The 15,656-nt window shown below is 59.8% G+C and carries 11 protein-coding genes and 1 pseudogene; 5 read left to right on the top strand and 7 right to left on the bottom strand.

The features are described from left to right. Positions 1-114 precede the first annotated feature (114 nt). A pseudogene (locus tag E1J61_RS04660) lies at positions 115-759 on the bottom strand (transposase); the annotation flags it as partial. A gap of 309 nt (positions 760-1,068) precedes the next feature. After that, positions 1,069-2,151, bottom strand: coding sequence for an alkene reductase (locus tag E1J61_RS04655; RefSeq protein ID WP_133092936.1), 1,083 nt, complete (start codon positions 2,149-2,151; stop codon positions 1,069-1,071). A gap of 163 nt (positions 2,152-2,314) precedes the next feature. On the opposite strand from E1J61_RS04655, the gene E1J61_RS04650 reads away from it, so the two are divergent. From E1J61_RS04650 to E1J61_RS04630, 3 genes are all read left to right on the top strand, one after another. Further along, positions 2,315-3,229: a LysR family transcriptional regulator gene (locus tag E1J61_RS04650; RefSeq protein ID WP_133092935.1), complete on the top strand. Its 915-nt coding sequence runs from the start codon at positions 2,315-2,317 to the stop codon at positions 3,227-3,229. A gap of 176 nt (positions 3,230-3,405) precedes the next feature. Continuing rightward, positions 3,406-3,558: a tyrosine-type recombinase/integrase gene (locus E1J61_RS38740; protein ID WP_371702781.1), complete on the top strand. Its 153-nt coding sequence runs from the start codon at positions 3,406-3,408 to the stop codon at positions 3,556-3,558. A gap of 881 nt (positions 3,559-4,439) precedes the next feature. Next, the gene (locus tag E1J61_RS04630; protein ID WP_133092934.1) at positions 4,440-4,694 is read left to right on the top strand and encodes a hypothetical protein; all 255 of its coding nucleotides are present in this window, start codon (positions 4,440-4,442) and stop codon (positions 4,692-4,694) included. A 1-nt stretch (position 4,695) separates the two neighbouring features. On the opposite strand, the gene E1J61_RS04625 is transcribed toward E1J61_RS04630, so the two are convergent. The 3 genes from E1J61_RS04625 to E1J61_RS04615 all read right to left on the bottom strand — a co-directional run bounded on the left by E1J61_RS04625 (position 4,696) and on the right by E1J61_RS04615 (position 7,644). Next, complete coding sequence (locus E1J61_RS04625; protein ID WP_133092933.1) at positions 4,696-5,094, bottom strand: TraR/DksA family transcriptional regulator; 399 nt, start codon at positions 5,092-5,094, stop codon at positions 4,696-4,698. Between the two features lie 236 nt (positions 5,095-5,330). Continuing rightward, the gene (locus E1J61_RS04620) at positions 5,331-5,663 is read right to left on the bottom strand and encodes a YqjD family protein (RefSeq protein ID WP_133092932.1); all 333 of its coding nucleotides are present in this window, start codon (positions 5,661-5,663) and stop codon (positions 5,331-5,333) included. Positions 5,664-6,246: 583 nt separating this feature from the next. Beyond that, positions 6,247-7,644: a replication initiation protein gene (locus E1J61_RS04615; protein WP_133092931.1), complete on the bottom strand. Its 1,398-nt coding sequence runs from the start codon at positions 7,642-7,644 to the stop codon at positions 6,247-6,249. A gap of 1,336 nt (positions 7,645-8,980) precedes the next feature. On the opposite strand from E1J61_RS04615, the gene E1J61_RS04610 reads away from it, so the two are divergent. After that, the gene (locus E1J61_RS04610) at positions 8,981-10,192 is read left to right on the top strand and encodes a ParA family protein (RefSeq protein ID WP_133092930.1); all 1,212 of its coding nucleotides are present in this window, start codon (positions 8,981-8,983) and stop codon (positions 10,190-10,192) included. Next, the gene (locus tag E1J61_RS04605) at positions 10,189-11,160 is read left to right on the top strand and encodes a ParB/RepB/Spo0J family partition protein (protein ID WP_133092929.1); all 972 of its coding nucleotides are present in this window, start codon (positions 10,189-10,191) and stop codon (positions 11,158-11,160) included. Before E1J61_RS04610 ends, E1J61_RS04605 begins: the two co-directional genes overlap by 4 nt. Positions 11,161-11,999: 839 nt before the next feature. Here the strand turns inward: E1J61_RS04605 and E1J61_RS04600 are convergent. Both E1J61_RS04600 and E1J61_RS04595 read right to left on the bottom strand, forming a co-directional pair. Continuing rightward, complete coding sequence (locus E1J61_RS04600) at positions 12,000-12,908, bottom strand: site-specific integrase (RefSeq protein WP_243736786.1); 909 nt, start codon at positions 12,906-12,908, stop codon at positions 12,000-12,002. 461 nt (positions 12,909-13,369) lie between these two features. Beyond that, on the bottom strand, positions 13,370-14,923 hold the full coding sequence (locus E1J61_RS04595) for a phage integrase family protein (protein WP_133092927.1): 1,554 nt from the start codon (positions 14,921-14,923) through the stop codon (positions 13,370-13,372). Between the last annotated feature and the right edge of the window lie 733 nt (positions 14,924-15,656).

Below are 15,656 nucleotides of genomic sequence, written 5' to 3'. Positions count from 1 at the left end.
CTGATCGATCGGATTCTCAGTCAAGTCGGTCGGGACGACGTCAACACGGCGCCGGCAACGTAAATTGTCCTTTGAAGGCTATTTTCAGCCTTTTTTTGGTGCTCAAATGGGTGCTTATGCACCCGCCAGGCGCATTGCCTTCATTGTTTTCGACAACCCGAGAATTCTAAGCACTCGCTTGAGGTTATACGCCAGAACATGCAGGCTCATTTCGGTGCCTACATTCGGTAGCCTGCGTGTCAGGAAGTGCGTGTAGCCCATCCAATGTTTGAAGGTTCCGAAGACATGCTCGACGGTTCGCCTGCGAACCGTCATTGCATCCGGCGTCCTATCGAGCCGGCGCTGGACGGCCTCTAGCACTTCCTCATGCTCCCATCTGGATATGCGCCGGTAGGGACTTGGCGCGCACTGCGACCTCATGGAGCACTGAGGGCAAGCACTGCTCCAATAGCGGCGTAGCCGCAGTCCATGTTTCTCTCTGGGGAAGCGGTAGATCGCGCGTTCACCAGCGGGACATTGATACTCGTCGTCTCGGGCAATGTAGATGAAGTCCGCCCTATCAAACCGACCTCCCGCCTTCGCGCTGGATGTCGTGGGCTTAGGCAAGATGGCAGCGATGCCCGTATCGGCGCACGCCTTGATCTCCTGCGCACTGAAGTAGCCACGATCAGCGATGGCTCTAAGCTTGACCTTACCCATCGCATCGCGAGCGGCTTGAGCCATCGAGCTGAGCTGCGCTCCGGAATGGTCGGCTACAACGTACAGATGGCCGTAGATGCCAAGCACCATCTAATCGTCGCGCAGGTAGTCGAAGGATTGGCACCTTCGAACCCTGGCGACTCGAGATCCAACTCTTCAACGAACGCGTCGATGATCCTGGTGGGGTTATCCTCGGCGATGAAATCATCGAGGCATTCTGGAAGCAGCGTAGCTTGGTTGCGGTCTTCTCCCTCTATGAATCGCTTCATCCGGTCCCCCAATCTGAATGCGTTGACCCAGTCTAGGTGATCGAAACGTTTTCACACACCCTCGGTCGTAAGGCGCCGGCCAGCCGCATGCTGGCCCCGCTTAGGCCCGTTCCAGCATGGTGTAACCTTCCGCACCGCCCCCAAAGAAGGTAGCCGCTGGTGCCTCATACAAAGGCACGTCCAATTGCAATCGCTCGACAAGGTCGGGATTTCCAATGAAGGGCTTGCCGAAGGCGATCATGTCTGCGTGACCGGAAGCGGTCGCGTTTAGAGCGCGCTGTCGGTCGTATCCGTTGTTGGCGATGTAGGCGCCGCCAAAGGCCGCGCGAAGGCCTTGCACGTCGAACGTCGCGGCGCTGCTGCGGCCGTGTAGCTGTCCCTCGACGACATGCAGGTAAGCCAGTCCCATCTCGCCGAGCCGGCGAACCAGGTAGCCGTGCGTTTCCATCGGCGTGCTGTCCAGCGGCGTGTCCCCGACTGCGGTCGAAAGGGGGGAAAGGCGAAGCCCAACACGATCGGCTCCCCAAACCTGGGCGACAGCTTCCACCACTTCCAACGACAAGCGCGCGCGGTTCTCGATGGAGCCGCCATAGCAGTCGTCGCGGTGGTTCGTGCTGTCGCGCAGGAATTGCTCCAGGAGGTAGCCGTTGGCTGCGTGCACTTCCACGCCATCGAACCCGGCGTCCTTTGCGCGACGCGCGGCCTTTCGGTAGTCTTCCACAATGCCGGCGATCTCCTCGGTGGCGAGCGCGCGCGGCATCGACGGCGGCAGGTGTCCGGCTTCCGTAAAGACGCTGCCGCTGGCCTGGATGGCGGAGGGCGCCACGGGCGCAGCGCCGCCTTCCTGCAAGCTCACATGTGACATGCGCCCCACATGCCACAACTGCATCACGATGCGGCCACCCGCGGCATGGACGGCGTCTGTCACGGGTGCCCAGGCGTCCACGTGCGCATCGGTGTAGATGCCGGGCGTGTAAGCGTAGCCACGGCCCTGGCGAGAGATGTTGGTTGCCTCGGTGATGATCAAGCCCGCCGACGCCCTCTGTGCGTAGTAATCGATGGCCAGCGGCGTCTGGACACCGTCCATGCCCGCGCGCGACCGTGTAAGCGGCGCCATGGCAATGCGGTTGCGGACATCGATAGCGCCCAGGCGGGAGGCGGAGAAAAGAGGTTCGGTAAGCATGGCGGCTCCAGTGGCTGTGTGCGAATGCGGTATGGAAGAAGTGCTGCAACCCCGTCTGCCAGATAGGAGAGCAACCCCTCGTTGCAATGCAGTATGTGCGCGGCCGTTCCATTCATCCAATTTATTTATTGGATTCTAGTTATATCCCTGTCAATATATCTGGATGCGCTACGACCTCAACCTCTTGCCCGTATTCCTGACGCTCATGGAAGAGCGAAACGTCACGCGTGCAGCCGAGAGACTAGGGATGACGCAACCGGCGCTATCCAATGCCCTGGCGAGACTGCGGGACTTGCTGCAGGACCCCCTGTTCATTCGCGAGCGGTACGGCATGCAGCCGACGGAGAAGGCCGAATCGCTCGCGCCTGGCATCGCCGCTGCGGTCGGCCAACTGGATGAGCTGGTACTGGGTCAGCAGGGCTTTGACCCGACCAAGGCGGAACGTCTGTTCATACTGGCGCCGAGCAGCTACGTCGAGTTCGTGCTGTTGCCTGGAATTGTCACGCGATTGAGTGAGCGAGCACCGGGAATTCGGCTGCGGCTGGTGCCGTTCGGCACGGACTTGGCCGAGACCGGCGTAGGCTCCGGCGCGACGGCGTTGGTGCTGGGCCGCATTGTCGACCCGCCCGACAACCTTGTGGTGCAGCCCCTGATGGAAGACGGCCTTGCGTGCGTGGTGCGGTCTGACCATCCGCATGTACACAAGCGAATGTCCAAGCAGCAGTACGAGCAGCTCAAGCACGTCAATGTTTTGCCACCCGGCCGCCTTCGCGCAGGCCTTTTCCAGACACTTCAGCGCCACGGCCTTCGCCGCGAGGTAGCGATATCGGTCACGCACTTCATGGCCATTCCAGAACTTGTTGCCGCGACGGACTACTGCGCGACGCTACCTGCCCTGATCTGTCGCCACCTTGCGAGCGATGTGCGGCTGAAGGTCCTGGCCGCGCCAGTGGACCTCGGGACATTCCCGGTGGATATGGCCTGGCATGTTCGCTACCGCCATGATGCTGCGCACCAGTGGTTGCGTGAACTGGTCACCGAAGTCGCTCGCGAAGCCGCGCATCGCAAGACGAAGTGAGCCGCAATGCAGGTCGTTGCATCGATTTGATACTCGTGGACGTCGGGATGGGCACTGCTCCTCCTATTGCGCTGCTCCCTCTGAACTGAAGGGCCGTATTGGCCAGCGCATAGGGGTAGGAAGCGGGCTCGCCGGTGCCTGGCTGTTCCCGGGCCTCAATCCGATCGAGCCGATCAGTGTCCGTCAAACTCAATCGCGCCATCCATGCCGCCGCCCAGGATGCACAGATTGATAAGCGCGTATCCATGCATATGCTGCGACACAGCTTCGCCACCCACCTGCTCGAACAGAATGTCGACTTCCGCGTGACTCGAGTACTGTTCGGGTAGAGACAATCAACGTCGGATAGTCTCGTTCACGATACTGTTCTAAACGAGCGCGCATGCTCAGTCGTGTGCAAATTGCACGCGCGTCGCGCTTTGCAGCGCCCCTCGTTGCATCCATTTCGGTGAGCGAGGATGGCTTTCGATCGACCCGACAGGACTTCTCGGTGACAGAGCCTTCGACTAAGCGAACCTCTCGTGCTACTGGGCTACCTGCGCGCCATCAAGGCGTGGGGGATCGTGTCCATCCCGGCCGGGCTCCGGTGTTGCCAGGACGGCGCAAGGCCAGGGGCTCTGCGCAGCGCAGTTGCCAATCGAGCCAGGCCCGCGAGCGGCCGGCATCTGTTGATCGGTTGCGCAGCCAGCTACCGAAGGTGGAGAGGAAGTTGCCCGTCAATTCGACCTCTCCCGCTTCGCGGCGCAAGCCGGATTCTGGCAGTTGGTCGGCTTCTCGCAGCCACTGCACTCCGGCCGGCAGCCACCACCCGTTCATCGACTTGCACGGCCGACGTGCCCAGCGCGGCCAGGCTGGGGGCACGCGCGCATTGAACGCGGCGCATGCCAATTCAGACAGCAGATGACAGTGTGTTGCCCGTCCCATTGTCATTCGCCCGCGCCTACCAGCGAATTTACATAGCGCCAAAGCGGCCGCTAAGCGCGCGACGGAACTTTTCAGTTTAGGTCAAAATCGGCTGCCCGCTCCACTATGATCCCGATGTTCCTGTTGCTGAAACTCGGTACAGGACGCGACATTACTAGGCATTAGCAGCGCCTCGCTATATCGTGAGCTTAAGAATGTCCAGCGCTCGGGCGATTCGTAAAGTGCTGGGGACCACCCCGGCCACAGGAGCTCAGCCACGGACCTGCGTAAATTGCCGGAGGCTGAAATGCTCGAAAAAAAGCGCTCTTACAAGGGATTTCACGTTACCTTGTTCGTGCCGGACGTGATTGAGCAGGGCAAGCCAAACGGGCGCGTCCAGATCTCCACACGCAACGAGGACATGGGGATCCGCTTTACGCCCGACTGGGCCCGCCCGCCCGCAACGCCGCAGGAAGCAGAGGACTGGCTTTTTGCCTACGCCGCCGGGATCATCGATTGTGAACTGGCTGGCGGTTTCGGCATTGATCTCAGGAACGAGTAAGTCAGCTCGGCGATGAATAATCGTGACTACAGCGCCTGGCGGTGATGGGCTGTTCGTGGAGATTCTGGCATGGCGTGCAGCGCATGGCCGTTGGGCACGCGAGCAAGCGTGGGAATGGGATAGCCTGCTGACAGTCGACACAGACGCCATACTGACCGCTCCTCATCCGTGACTGGGCGGCCTCAATGTCGGCCAGTTGCATACGATAGTGTTTCAGCATGGCGTCGCCCTGGCGCTGCACGGTCTTTACGTCTGCCACTTCACCATCATCAAGGTGTTCACGTTGTGTTGGCGTCACCACTGGCGAATCCGCAGTTCCGGCGATAGCACGGATACGCGACTCTTCAGCGTCCATTTGTGCCGCCAGCTTCCCCAATTCTTCCTTTGTCAGTCCTTTCACGACTGGCCTCCCCCATAAACATCTTGCGGGTCGCACGCAGGCAGACCGCACAGCGTATCGCGCAAGGGCAGGCGGATTTGGCAGATACAGTTGCCATATTGCCGCCCAGATGTGTCACCCCTCAGATCGGAGGCTTCCGCAAGGGGCTGGTATCGTTTGCCGGCATGGCCAACACCATGTGCCCCATGCGGGACTATCAGGTGCCACGGCCGCGCCGGCGCCGCAGTCACGAATCCCTAACGGTGGCTGGCAGCCAGCGCGACGATAGCGCCTGTGGTTGCCGCGATGGCGGCCACGGTCCCCATGCTTTGCCAGGGATGCTCGTGAACGTAGCGATCGGTTGTTGTCGCCCACTCGGAGACTTTGGCGCGGCTGTCTTCGCGCAGCGAAACGAGGCGCTCCTGCAGCGCGCGCTGCCGGGCCTTGAGCGCGTGGCGCTCAAGGCTGGCTCCTACGCCAGTCTCGGCTTTGACATCATGAAGCAGTGCCTGTACGTCGGCCATCAGCGTATCGACGTCGCGTACCAATGCGTCCTTGCGCATGGATAGATCGGATTGGATGTCGTTCATCTTTCCCTCCTGTTAGCGAGATCATCGCGGTGCATCGCGCAGCACGATCGGCATTTTGTCCAATATAGGATTGGCTTGACAGTCCGCCATGACAAACAGCAAGCCGCGATGCAGCGGCCCGCAAGGAGACAAGAGGAGCCGGCAACCAATGCACGGAAGTATCGTCGCGCTTACGCCTCGAAGGCCTCTTGCCGCTGGGATGGCTTATCGCTGGCCTGTCTGGCTGGCGTGCCGTGCGGCATACATCCGGTCAGGGAGCAGAACGTGGTCCACGATGACAGCGATGCTTGGCGGCATCGGGAGCATCGTCATCATCCGGATCGTTGCCATGGGGTAAATCGACCTGCTCCACCGCCCGCTCGACGATTTGCGCGGCGGCCCGTTCGACGTCTTCCTATGGGGAATGCGATAGTGACTGGCTCGCCCTGATAAAACTGCGCCGGGATTCGCATACTGGGGCTAAGAGATCCGCGTGGCGGCGGCGCCCCACGATTCATGGGAGGGCCTGCATTGTCTCGGAGGTCTACCACCAACCTGTTCCGTGGCAGGCAATAGTTACGGCAAAGTTGGAAATCGGCGACCCTCAGGCACGTGACGCGGCCATGCGCCCAAATACGAATTGGCCCAGATACCATGCCAACTCCGAGTTGGCCAAGATCACGTCTTCTGACACGGACGAGGCGTCCAGCTTCATCCGCTTCAGCACGAGCTTGCCCTCGCGCGAGGCCAGCCATGCCCGTGCAAACTCCTGTCGCGCTTTGGTATCGGCCGCACCGAAGTGCTCGCGGCCCTGGCGCGACTCTTCGTTCATGCGAGCGCGGGTCTCGTCATCACGCGAGGCGACACTGCGCTCCACGCTTGTCTTGACCGCGATCTTCGCGGCTTCCTTCTGCTCTTCCTCGACAAGCAGCTTGGTCTGCACCTGAACCATCGTCCGTTCAGCGTCGGACATCCTCCAGTTGTCGCGTAGGGCTTTCATCAAATAGCCGGCGGGACTCTTCTTGATCTGGCCGCGATTGAGTTTGAACCGCGTGTACTCGATTGCCTGCAGGATGCGATCGTCGTTCCATGTCTCGCGATTCTCGGAGATCTCGCCGAACTGGCGTGTGGAGAGGTTGAACTCGTCCTTCAGGATCTTATAGATCTGGCTGGCATCGGACAGGCTTGCCATTACGGCGTCGGCGGTGTCCTTGCGTTTCAGGAGAAAGCGAATCCGATCGACTTTCTTGGAGGACGTCGACTCCGTCTTGGTCTCATAGCTGAGTTCGATGTCCGAGATCTCATTGATTTCGCGGACCGCCGGCTCCAACCAGTCGCGCTTGAAGTATTTGAAGATGTTCGCGTTCGCCCCCATCTTGCCTGGCCAGGTGCGCATTTCCTCAAGCCTGATCCAGTCCGTACGCCCGTTGGGCACGCTTGGCAAGACCTTGTCATAGATCGCGCGGGCGAGACTGCGGGTGAAAGCCGTTGAGATGCGAAGGCTGAGCCAGTGAGACTTGCGGGGGTCTCGAATATGGGGAATCAGGCTATGGTGGACATCGAAGCGGATGCGTCCGCGGTGCATGGCCACCATGCCGATGAGCTGAACCTGGATCCAGATATCGTTCTCATCGGGCTCACGGTCCGATGGGGTATTGGTGACCCGGATCTTGGCGTTCTGTGCTTCGTCCGCGATGGTTCGAAGATGCTTGAGGTTACGGCTGTCATAGCGCATCAACCACTTGAAGTAGTTCAGCTCGACATCGTATTGGTCAGGAATCTCGGGATCTTGCGCGACGATGAAATAGGCGGCATCTAGAAACCGTCGTGCCGCTAACCCCATGTTGACGATTTCGGTGAAGAAGTTATTGCGCTGATAGCCGATTTCGCGGTTGGCCTCGCTGATGGGCATCCCGAGGTCGAACATATCCTCGAACAATGCCAGCGCCATCTGGCGAGGCGTCGTCCTCGCGTTGACCTCCACCGGATTGTCCGTCGACATACTCGTCTTTCCCCGCTCGTTTTTTTGTGCTCGGGCACTCTAGCATGTGATGGTGAGGTCCTGTCAACACAACAAACCTCACCATCACCCATTGGCGTCGCGAGTTCGGCCGAACGGAATTTGAGGCGCACAACAAACCTCACCTGGCGCACAACGAACCTCACCCATGTTTACCGTTTGAGGCGCCACGCCCATGAACTGCTTAGCCGGATCGGACTTTTCCACAGGTGCCGCACAATACATCTCACCTTCGAAGTATCAGCACAAGGAACCTCACCAACGCGCGCAATAGACCTCACCGTCCCCGCACAGTAAACCTCACCATGACGACACAGAGAACCTCACCTTTGACACATTGAACCGCACCTTTTGAAGGTTAAGTCTCTGATTTATAAGAACATCGAGTTTCTCTGTTTGTGGGTTAGGTTGTTTACTTCAAAAACATCCAACCCACAGCACGCAACCACTCGCGTATCGAAGCGCCGCGCGAAGTCCTCGGGAGGTGGCCAAGGTAGAGTACCCATTTATGCGTCGCTGGTTCAATCATGGAAGCGGGCGACAAGCGGACCCGAGAGATCTGGCAGAGCACCTGCACTGCTTGGCGAATCAGTCTGAGGAGTAGCGCCAGTTCCTTGACTCGACACTGCGCCGATTAGGGCCTTGACGCTAAGGTGAGGTTATTTGTGCAAGACGCTAAGGTGAGGTTGTTTGTGCGACGACGATCCATGTTGCTTTGCACAATGAATCTCACCTTGGTGACAGCCGATGACACGTAGTTGGGCATGGTGAGGGTTATTGTGCCCGCTTGACGCCTCGCAGTAAGGCAGTTGGCCGCCCCGAAATGCCCTCACAGTCGCGATGACCCATCTTTATCCGCACTTTTGCGAATCTGTATAACCGTCACTCCGGGGTATGGCTGGTTCTGAGGGCACACCTGGGCGAGCTCGAGTTGTAGGTGAGGTTGATTGTGCAGTAACGCTCGGCGCTGCCCTACCTTCTCGGGGCACTGAGGGAAGGTGAGGTTCGTTGTGCTGAAACCTTTCCAGGAGACCTCACCTGTTCTATGGAACTGCACAAATGACCTCACCTTTGGCCCTGTGGAATGCGGATTCCGGGAGGAAGGTGAGGTCATTTGTGCTGTCGGTTATAGGAAGCGCACCTGCTCACGGACGTGGTTAGGCAGGACGTGCCTTCCAAGACATCCCCAAGCTGCCCAAAAATTAATCAAATTTGTTGTTTTTCCCAAAACTTTCGTTGAAGATCAGCGGCTTATGCGCCATAACTCAAGCATTTCCTGTATTCTGAGCTTTCTCGAATTTTCCGGAAAAACCTCAAAATGGTGAAAACGAGCCAACTTCCTGCAGTCGACCGAACTGTACCGCTAGAGCAGATATCCCAGTTCGCGGAAAGGGTCACCATTTTCACGGACGAACTTCGCGAAACTATTCTCGCGCCTCGGCCGAGAAAAACCGCGCCGATTTTCAAAACGGGGGAGATTGCAGAGTTGTGCAACATCTCTCACTCCCAAGTCCAGTATCTCGCGACCAAGGGTGACGGCGACCTGCCGCCTGGAAAAGCCGCGGGTACAGGGCGTACCAGAACCTTCACGCTGGAGGAGGCACGCATCTGGGTGCAGAAGGTTTCTGACATCTATCAGACGCCTCTGGTCACAGGAACGCGTGAGCCTGAAGGGAAAATCATTATCACGGCCCAGCTAAAAGGTGGGTCCGCAAAGACCACCACGACCATGTGTCTTGCCCAAGGGCTGACATTGCGCGGTCGGAAAGTCCTCGTGGTCGATCTGGATCCCCAAGCCTCGCTCTCGGAATTGTGCGGCTTGTATGCGGAAAAAGATGTCACGCCGGAAGACACGGTCTTGCCCTTTATCTATGACCAGCAGATCGAAGGGGGACTGATGGGTAGCATCCAGTCTACCTATTGGGATGGCCTGGATTTGATTCCCGCGCACACGGAACTGATTGGGGCAGAGTTTCATCTGCCCGCTATGCAGAAAATCAAACCTGGCTTCCGTTTCTGGACGGTGCTCCGGGAGGGATTAGAGCCGCTGCGCAAGCATTATGACTACATCCTGATGGATACGTCGCCATCGCTCTCGTACATGAATTTGAACGCGTTGCTCGCGGCAGATGCGATGGTCATGCCGATGGTCCCGGAGAACCTTGACTTCATCAGCTCTCTGTCGTTCTGGCGTCTGTTCTCAGACGTCTCCAAGAGCTTCATCAAGTATGAGGCGGACAAGAAATATGACTTCGTCTCGTTGCTGCTATCCAAGGTTGACTATGGGCGCACCTCGTCCGCGCCGATTGTGCGTGCCTGGGCCGAGAGTGCCTATGAAAAGTGGTTGCATCCGATTGAGGTGCCTGCGAGCTCGGTAATGAGCACCGGTGCGCTGGCATTCTCGACAGTGTTTGACGTGAGCAGCACGCATAGCGCATCCAAGTCGCTGCAGCGCGTGCGCCAGCCCATTTTTGATTACTGCCGGTGGCTGGATGATATCTATGCGGAAAAGTGGAGGAACGCGCAATGAGCAATATGCGAGAGCAGCTGCTGGCCAAGACGGCGGGCATCCGAAAGACCTCGGCGATTAAGCAAGACGAGGTCAAGCGCAACGACCGTACCCAGACGGCACCGGGCCTGACCGGGGCATTGGCCGTTGCGCAACTCCGTGTCCAGGAGTTGGAGGCCGCTGGCGTCGCGTCGCAACTCGCTGTTGCGGACATCGTCCCGAATCCATGGCAGCCTCGGCGCGTGTTCAACGAAGTCAAGCTGTCGGAGCTCGCAGAGTCGATTCGTGAAGTCGGACTCATGCAACCTATTGTGGTGCGCCGCGCCGAGACGGGTTACCAGATCGTGGCAGGTGAGCGGCGGTGGCGCTCTCACAAAATGCTTGGTCTGGATGCTGTCAAAGCAGTTGTCGTGGAGTGTTCTGATGCCGACATGGCGGTGCTCGCCATGGTCGAAAATATCAGCCGCGACGATCTGTCCGACTATGAAATTGCCCTGTCTATCCGGCAGTCGGAGAAGGAGTTTCCCTCGCGGGTACGCCTGGCAGAGGCGCTGGGTCTTTCCAAAAGCGGTCTCTACCGGTTTCTTAGCTTTGCACAGCTGCCAGACTTCGTCGTGAAGGACCTCGACCTTCAGCCCCGGTTGCTCGGCGGAAGCGCTGCGGAGGCGATCGTGACGACGATCCGCAAGTACGGGGAAGCTGGTAGCGATGCCGCGAAGGAGATCTGGCCGCTCGTGGCGTCTGGCAAGATGGACCAGGGTAAAGCCGCAGGAGCCATCAAGGCGCTGGCAACACGACGGACCTCGGAGCCTAGCTCCTCGAGTGAGCGAAGCATTGACAAGTTTTTTTCGGGGAAAGAGCAGGCGGGGTCTATTACGAAGGACGTCAACGGTTTTACCGTGAAGATTAAAGCCGGTGCGATGTCGCAAGCGCTTGAGACGCAAATTCGAGAGCTCATCAGCGAGACATTCCACCACCAGCCCAAGTAATATCAAACTGAAAAGCCCGCTTGCTTAGCGGGTTTTTTTTCGCCCTGGTGTCGGGAGTACCCCTTCCGGGCGCGTTGGCTGCGCGCAGATTCCAAGTTGGGACCGTCCTTCGAGTGGGCGCAGGCCTTCCCAACTTGGGACGGTGCCTCTGCTGGAAGACTGACCTTCCCAACTGGGAACGGTATCTCGACTGGACGCCGAGCCTTCCCAATCTGGGACGGGACCTCGCCTGGGCGCCCGACTTCCCGACTTGGGACGGTACCTCGCGCGGATGCCGGACTTTCCCAACTTGGGACGGTACCTCGCCTGTGCGCCCGACCTTCCCAACTTGGGACGATACCTCGACTAGGGGCCCGACCTTCCCAATTTGGGACGATACCTCGACTAGGGGACCAGACCTTCCCAACTTGGGACGATACCTCGACTAGGGGACCAGACCTTCCCAACTTGGGACGGTACCTCGACTAGGGGACTCAGACCTTCCCAACTTGGGACGGTACCTCGACTAGGGGCCAGACCTTCCCAACTTGGGACGGTACCTCGATCTGGTGCCAGGTCCCGACTTGGGACGATACCTGGACTAGGGGCCAGACGTTCCCAACCTGGGACGGTATCTCGACTAGGGGCCAGACCTTCCCAACTTGGGACGGTATCTCGACCGGGTGCCAGACCGTGCCGACTTGGGACGGTGCCTAGACTGGACGCCCGACTTCCCGACCTGGGACCGTACCTCGCGCGGATGCCCGACTTTCCCAACTTGGGACAGAACCACGACGAATGGGCGCGGACCGCGTGCGGGTTCCTAATTGCGTAGGACATTGCCTTTGCCGCTTCGGGGCTTACGATTCCCTTCCGCCGGAAATTTTTCCCGCCAGGGCATGCGCCACATCCTCCAGCGCTTCGTGGGTATATCTGCGGGTCGTATTGATATCGCGATGCCTTAGTGCGCGCTGCACGTCGGTAACGGGTACGCCGGCGCGTAGCAGATGTGTGGCGTGCGAATGCCGCAACCAGTGAGTCGACGCCGTGCGAAGCCGAGCAGCATCCTCGGTCCGTCCTTCGGACGTCAGGCGGTGGGCTGCCTCGTCAAACGCCGTGCGAACGATTATGTAAATCGCCTGGCGCGTACCCAATCGGCGGTCTAGCTTTTCCTGGCGTTCAGTAGGTTTGGGACCTTGGTGCCTGGAGGGCTGTCGTCCACCGCCAAGAGCTGGGATGACAGCCATGCTATCCGACGAGCTAGGCGTTGGCGGTAGTCCAACAAGCCGCCGAAACCGTGCCAGTTCTTCCATGACGTTGTCGCACGGCACCAGCTGATCGTCGCCTCCTTTAGCCCGTCGGATCCGTACCGTCCAGAATGGGCCGGAACGCCCAACCAGGCATTCGAAGTCCGCCCAGGTGAGCGCGATGACTTCCGAGGCGCGCAATCCAGTCAGAAATAGGAGCGCAACGAGCCAGCGGTCCCTAGCCTTGTGTAGCCGTGCCGACTCCGTAAATGCCGCCCTGCGCTCTATCGCCTCGAATACGGCATCGATTTGTTCGAGTTCCAGAAAGCGTCGCTGAGAACCAAGTCCTGTCGCGACACGCGCTCGCGGCACTGTGGCGAATGGGTTGATTCGCAGTGCGCCGACCCGCACCAGCCAGTCGAACAAGATGCCGACAATGATTGCACTCTGGCGCCGCGAAGCCTCCGATAGTGGCCCTTGGAGCGGCCGCCAATTCGGGCTAGTCCGGCGTGCCCGGCCCATGCTGACCGCAGACGCTGGCGGGTTAGCAAGGAAGGCAAGGTAGTCACTGGCATCCGAGACCTGCCAAGCTGCCAGAGGCCGGCCAATGTCATTGGCATACCACAAGAGACGTCGCGCCTCGAGTTCGTACTGAGCAAGCGTGGTAGCCCTCAGTCCCAACCCTGCAGCCGATTTCGCGTCGAGCCAGGCTCGGGCCCATTGCGCATCGGTGGCCGCGGCGGGCAGCACTGGCCTAGCTAGCGCGTTCGGTACAAGAGACGGCTCATGCGGCAAGGCGGCCGGGACAGATCGGTCGGATGTCATACACGCATTGATAGGCAACAAGCACAGCCATGCCGCCCCAGGTTAGGGGTTGAACCAAGGCCTCCTATTATATTCATTGCAATACCATTATTAGGATAATGGTAAATGAATGAATGCGACCCTGGAGTCGGCTACTCTCGGTGCACAGCGGTCGAGGATTAAGCTTTTCCTACGCGGCTACGAAGCTGTCCGGGTGAAAAACCCTCCCAAGGAAGTCCACATTGATCGCAGAAGCGGCGCCACAAGCTTCGAAGCAGCTGATCAAGGCCGCTGGCCGAATAGCCGGCCACCACGCCTTCCAGGCTCTTATTGCGCCCGCGCGTGGTGTCCGGTCGTTCCGTCGGGGCTAATAGCGCTGCTTGCGCCGGTGGCATCATGTCTGCCCAGCCGCGGTCGGCCCAATGCGCCTGTAACGCCTGTTGGACGGAGATATCGATGGTCACCGCCAGCCGGCGCGAACCTTGGCGTTGCAATATCGTGCCGCTACCGCTGGAATGTAAGCTGGCGCAGCGCAGCACCGCCAGCTCGCTCAGTGGCACGCCGCAACTGCGCATCAGTTGGGCTGCAACCAGCGCAGCGCGATGTCGCGGACCCTGTCCCGCTTCTCCCAGCCAAGCCAGAAAGGCCTCCACGGCGGCTTGGTGGGACGGTAGGCGCAGCGCCGTGGGTGCCGTGGCGGGCGCTTGCCTTGGAATGAGCGGGGCGTTCGTCAGATGCCCGCACTTAGCCAATGCGCGAAGCAGTGCCCGAACTACCCGCAAGGCTGCCGCCACCGAACTGGTCCCCAGCGGGCCTTCGAAAGGCCGCCAGTGCATTCTGTCGCGCGCCCCGCTCGGGCCGCACCAGAACGCCGCCGGCTGCGGGTCCGCCAGAAATTCCTCATATGCCTCAAGGTCGCAGACCTCCAACGCATTCAACGTCTTCTTTCGCGACGCATTCCACAACAGCAGCCGCTCTGCCTCACGCCGATAGCTGTTGTGGGTATGTGGCGCCCGGTCCTTTAGCCAGGCGCGTACGAACGCCAGATCGTCGCCGAGCGTCCGCCCTGCTGCGGAATTTGCCGCTGGCGCCAGCATATGCTCGAGTGGCACCGGATATGGCATACCGGGGGCCAAGGTGAGCGGCACCAAGGCGTCGCGACGGGCATGGGCGGCAGGCGGAAGCACATAGGTATTGACTGCCGCAGCGCCCATGGCAGCTCGTTGGCGCACCAGCCAGTGCGTGATGACCTCCGCCGACTGCGCGCCGATACGTGGTACAGCGCGCCACCAGCTGCTGCCGCGCCGATTCGCCAAGGACGTCAGATCCTCAATCCGCCGGATATTGGCCGCCGCCAGCCGGCGCGCCAGGCTCGGCTTGAACCAAAGCGAGACCTCGTGCTGTGGCTGGGGGTAGCTCTGCCCAAGCTGCTCAAGCGCCGACACAGCGTCTACCCGCCGGGTCATGCCAACATCCGACCGCGCCCGCAGCGCTTCAAACATGCTGGCGATTTCGGGCTGACCGTGCTGTAGGGCGAACTGCACCAGGCGGTCGCGCAATGCCAGGATGCGCTGGATCGCCTGGGCCTCGCTCAGGTGCTCATCCTCATCCGGGTCCACCAAGTAGCGGTTGGCGATGTCCACCGGCCGCATGCCTTGTGCATAGGCACGGACTACGGCAAATTCGGTGCGGGTGAGCTTGGTGACGGCGTTGAGGCTGGGATCGCTAACCATCGCAAACTGCGCTAAGCGCTTGATCTATAACAATATTCAACAGTAGTCACCCAGAGCCGGACGAAAATGCTGACTAAAGCGCAATGTAAATTATTTTTGTGCCCAACGCTACGCCTTTCGGCTGACCTTGCGCGGCCTTTCCTCGTTTGGTCCAAAGCAGTTGTCTGTTGAGTGTCGTTGAGCCCGGTTCGGCATTGCCGACGATGGATCCGGCCATCAGGCGACAGCGCACCTCCGAGGCGATCGCGCGCTTGCTGGTGCGCGAAAGTCAAAACCAGCCGCTCATGGTCCTATCGAGGATCTCCAATGGCTGGATAATGGCGAGGGGGCACCCACCGGGGTGCCTGGCACGGACCGCTATGGATATACAGCTCGCAAGCCCTTCCGTCGCGCATTGGCTCGTGCGCGCAAGGATCATTCCGTTTCGAAGGTGAAGCGGCCTTGCCTTCCCAGCTTGCGGAGATGGTGGCATTGGCACTTGTTGCGATGCTCACGCCGCTGCAATGCCTCGGAGGAGCTATGCCTTGATGCCCTGTAGGGCGATGGCGGCCACGGCGTCGGTGGCCGCGGCACATCAATTGTTGAAGTGTTGAAGACCAGCATTTCGTGCGAACCGCGCTCATCATGCGACCGCCAGTGCCGAGGATCATCACCCGCGGGACCGTGGCTCTTAACTGGGAAGTAGGCTAGAAGTTCTGCAGAACTACGTTGGCATCAGGTCCTCGATCCCTCT

The organism is Cupriavidus sp. L7L (genome assembly GCF_004353535.1).
In the GTDB taxonomy this organism is placed as follows: domain Bacteria; phylum Pseudomonadota; class Gammaproteobacteria; order Burkholderiales; family Burkholderiaceae; genus Cupriavidus; species Cupriavidus oxalaticus_A.
Note: the sequence above shows the minus strand (reverse complement) of the source record. Positions and strands in the feature narration are given on the sequence as shown.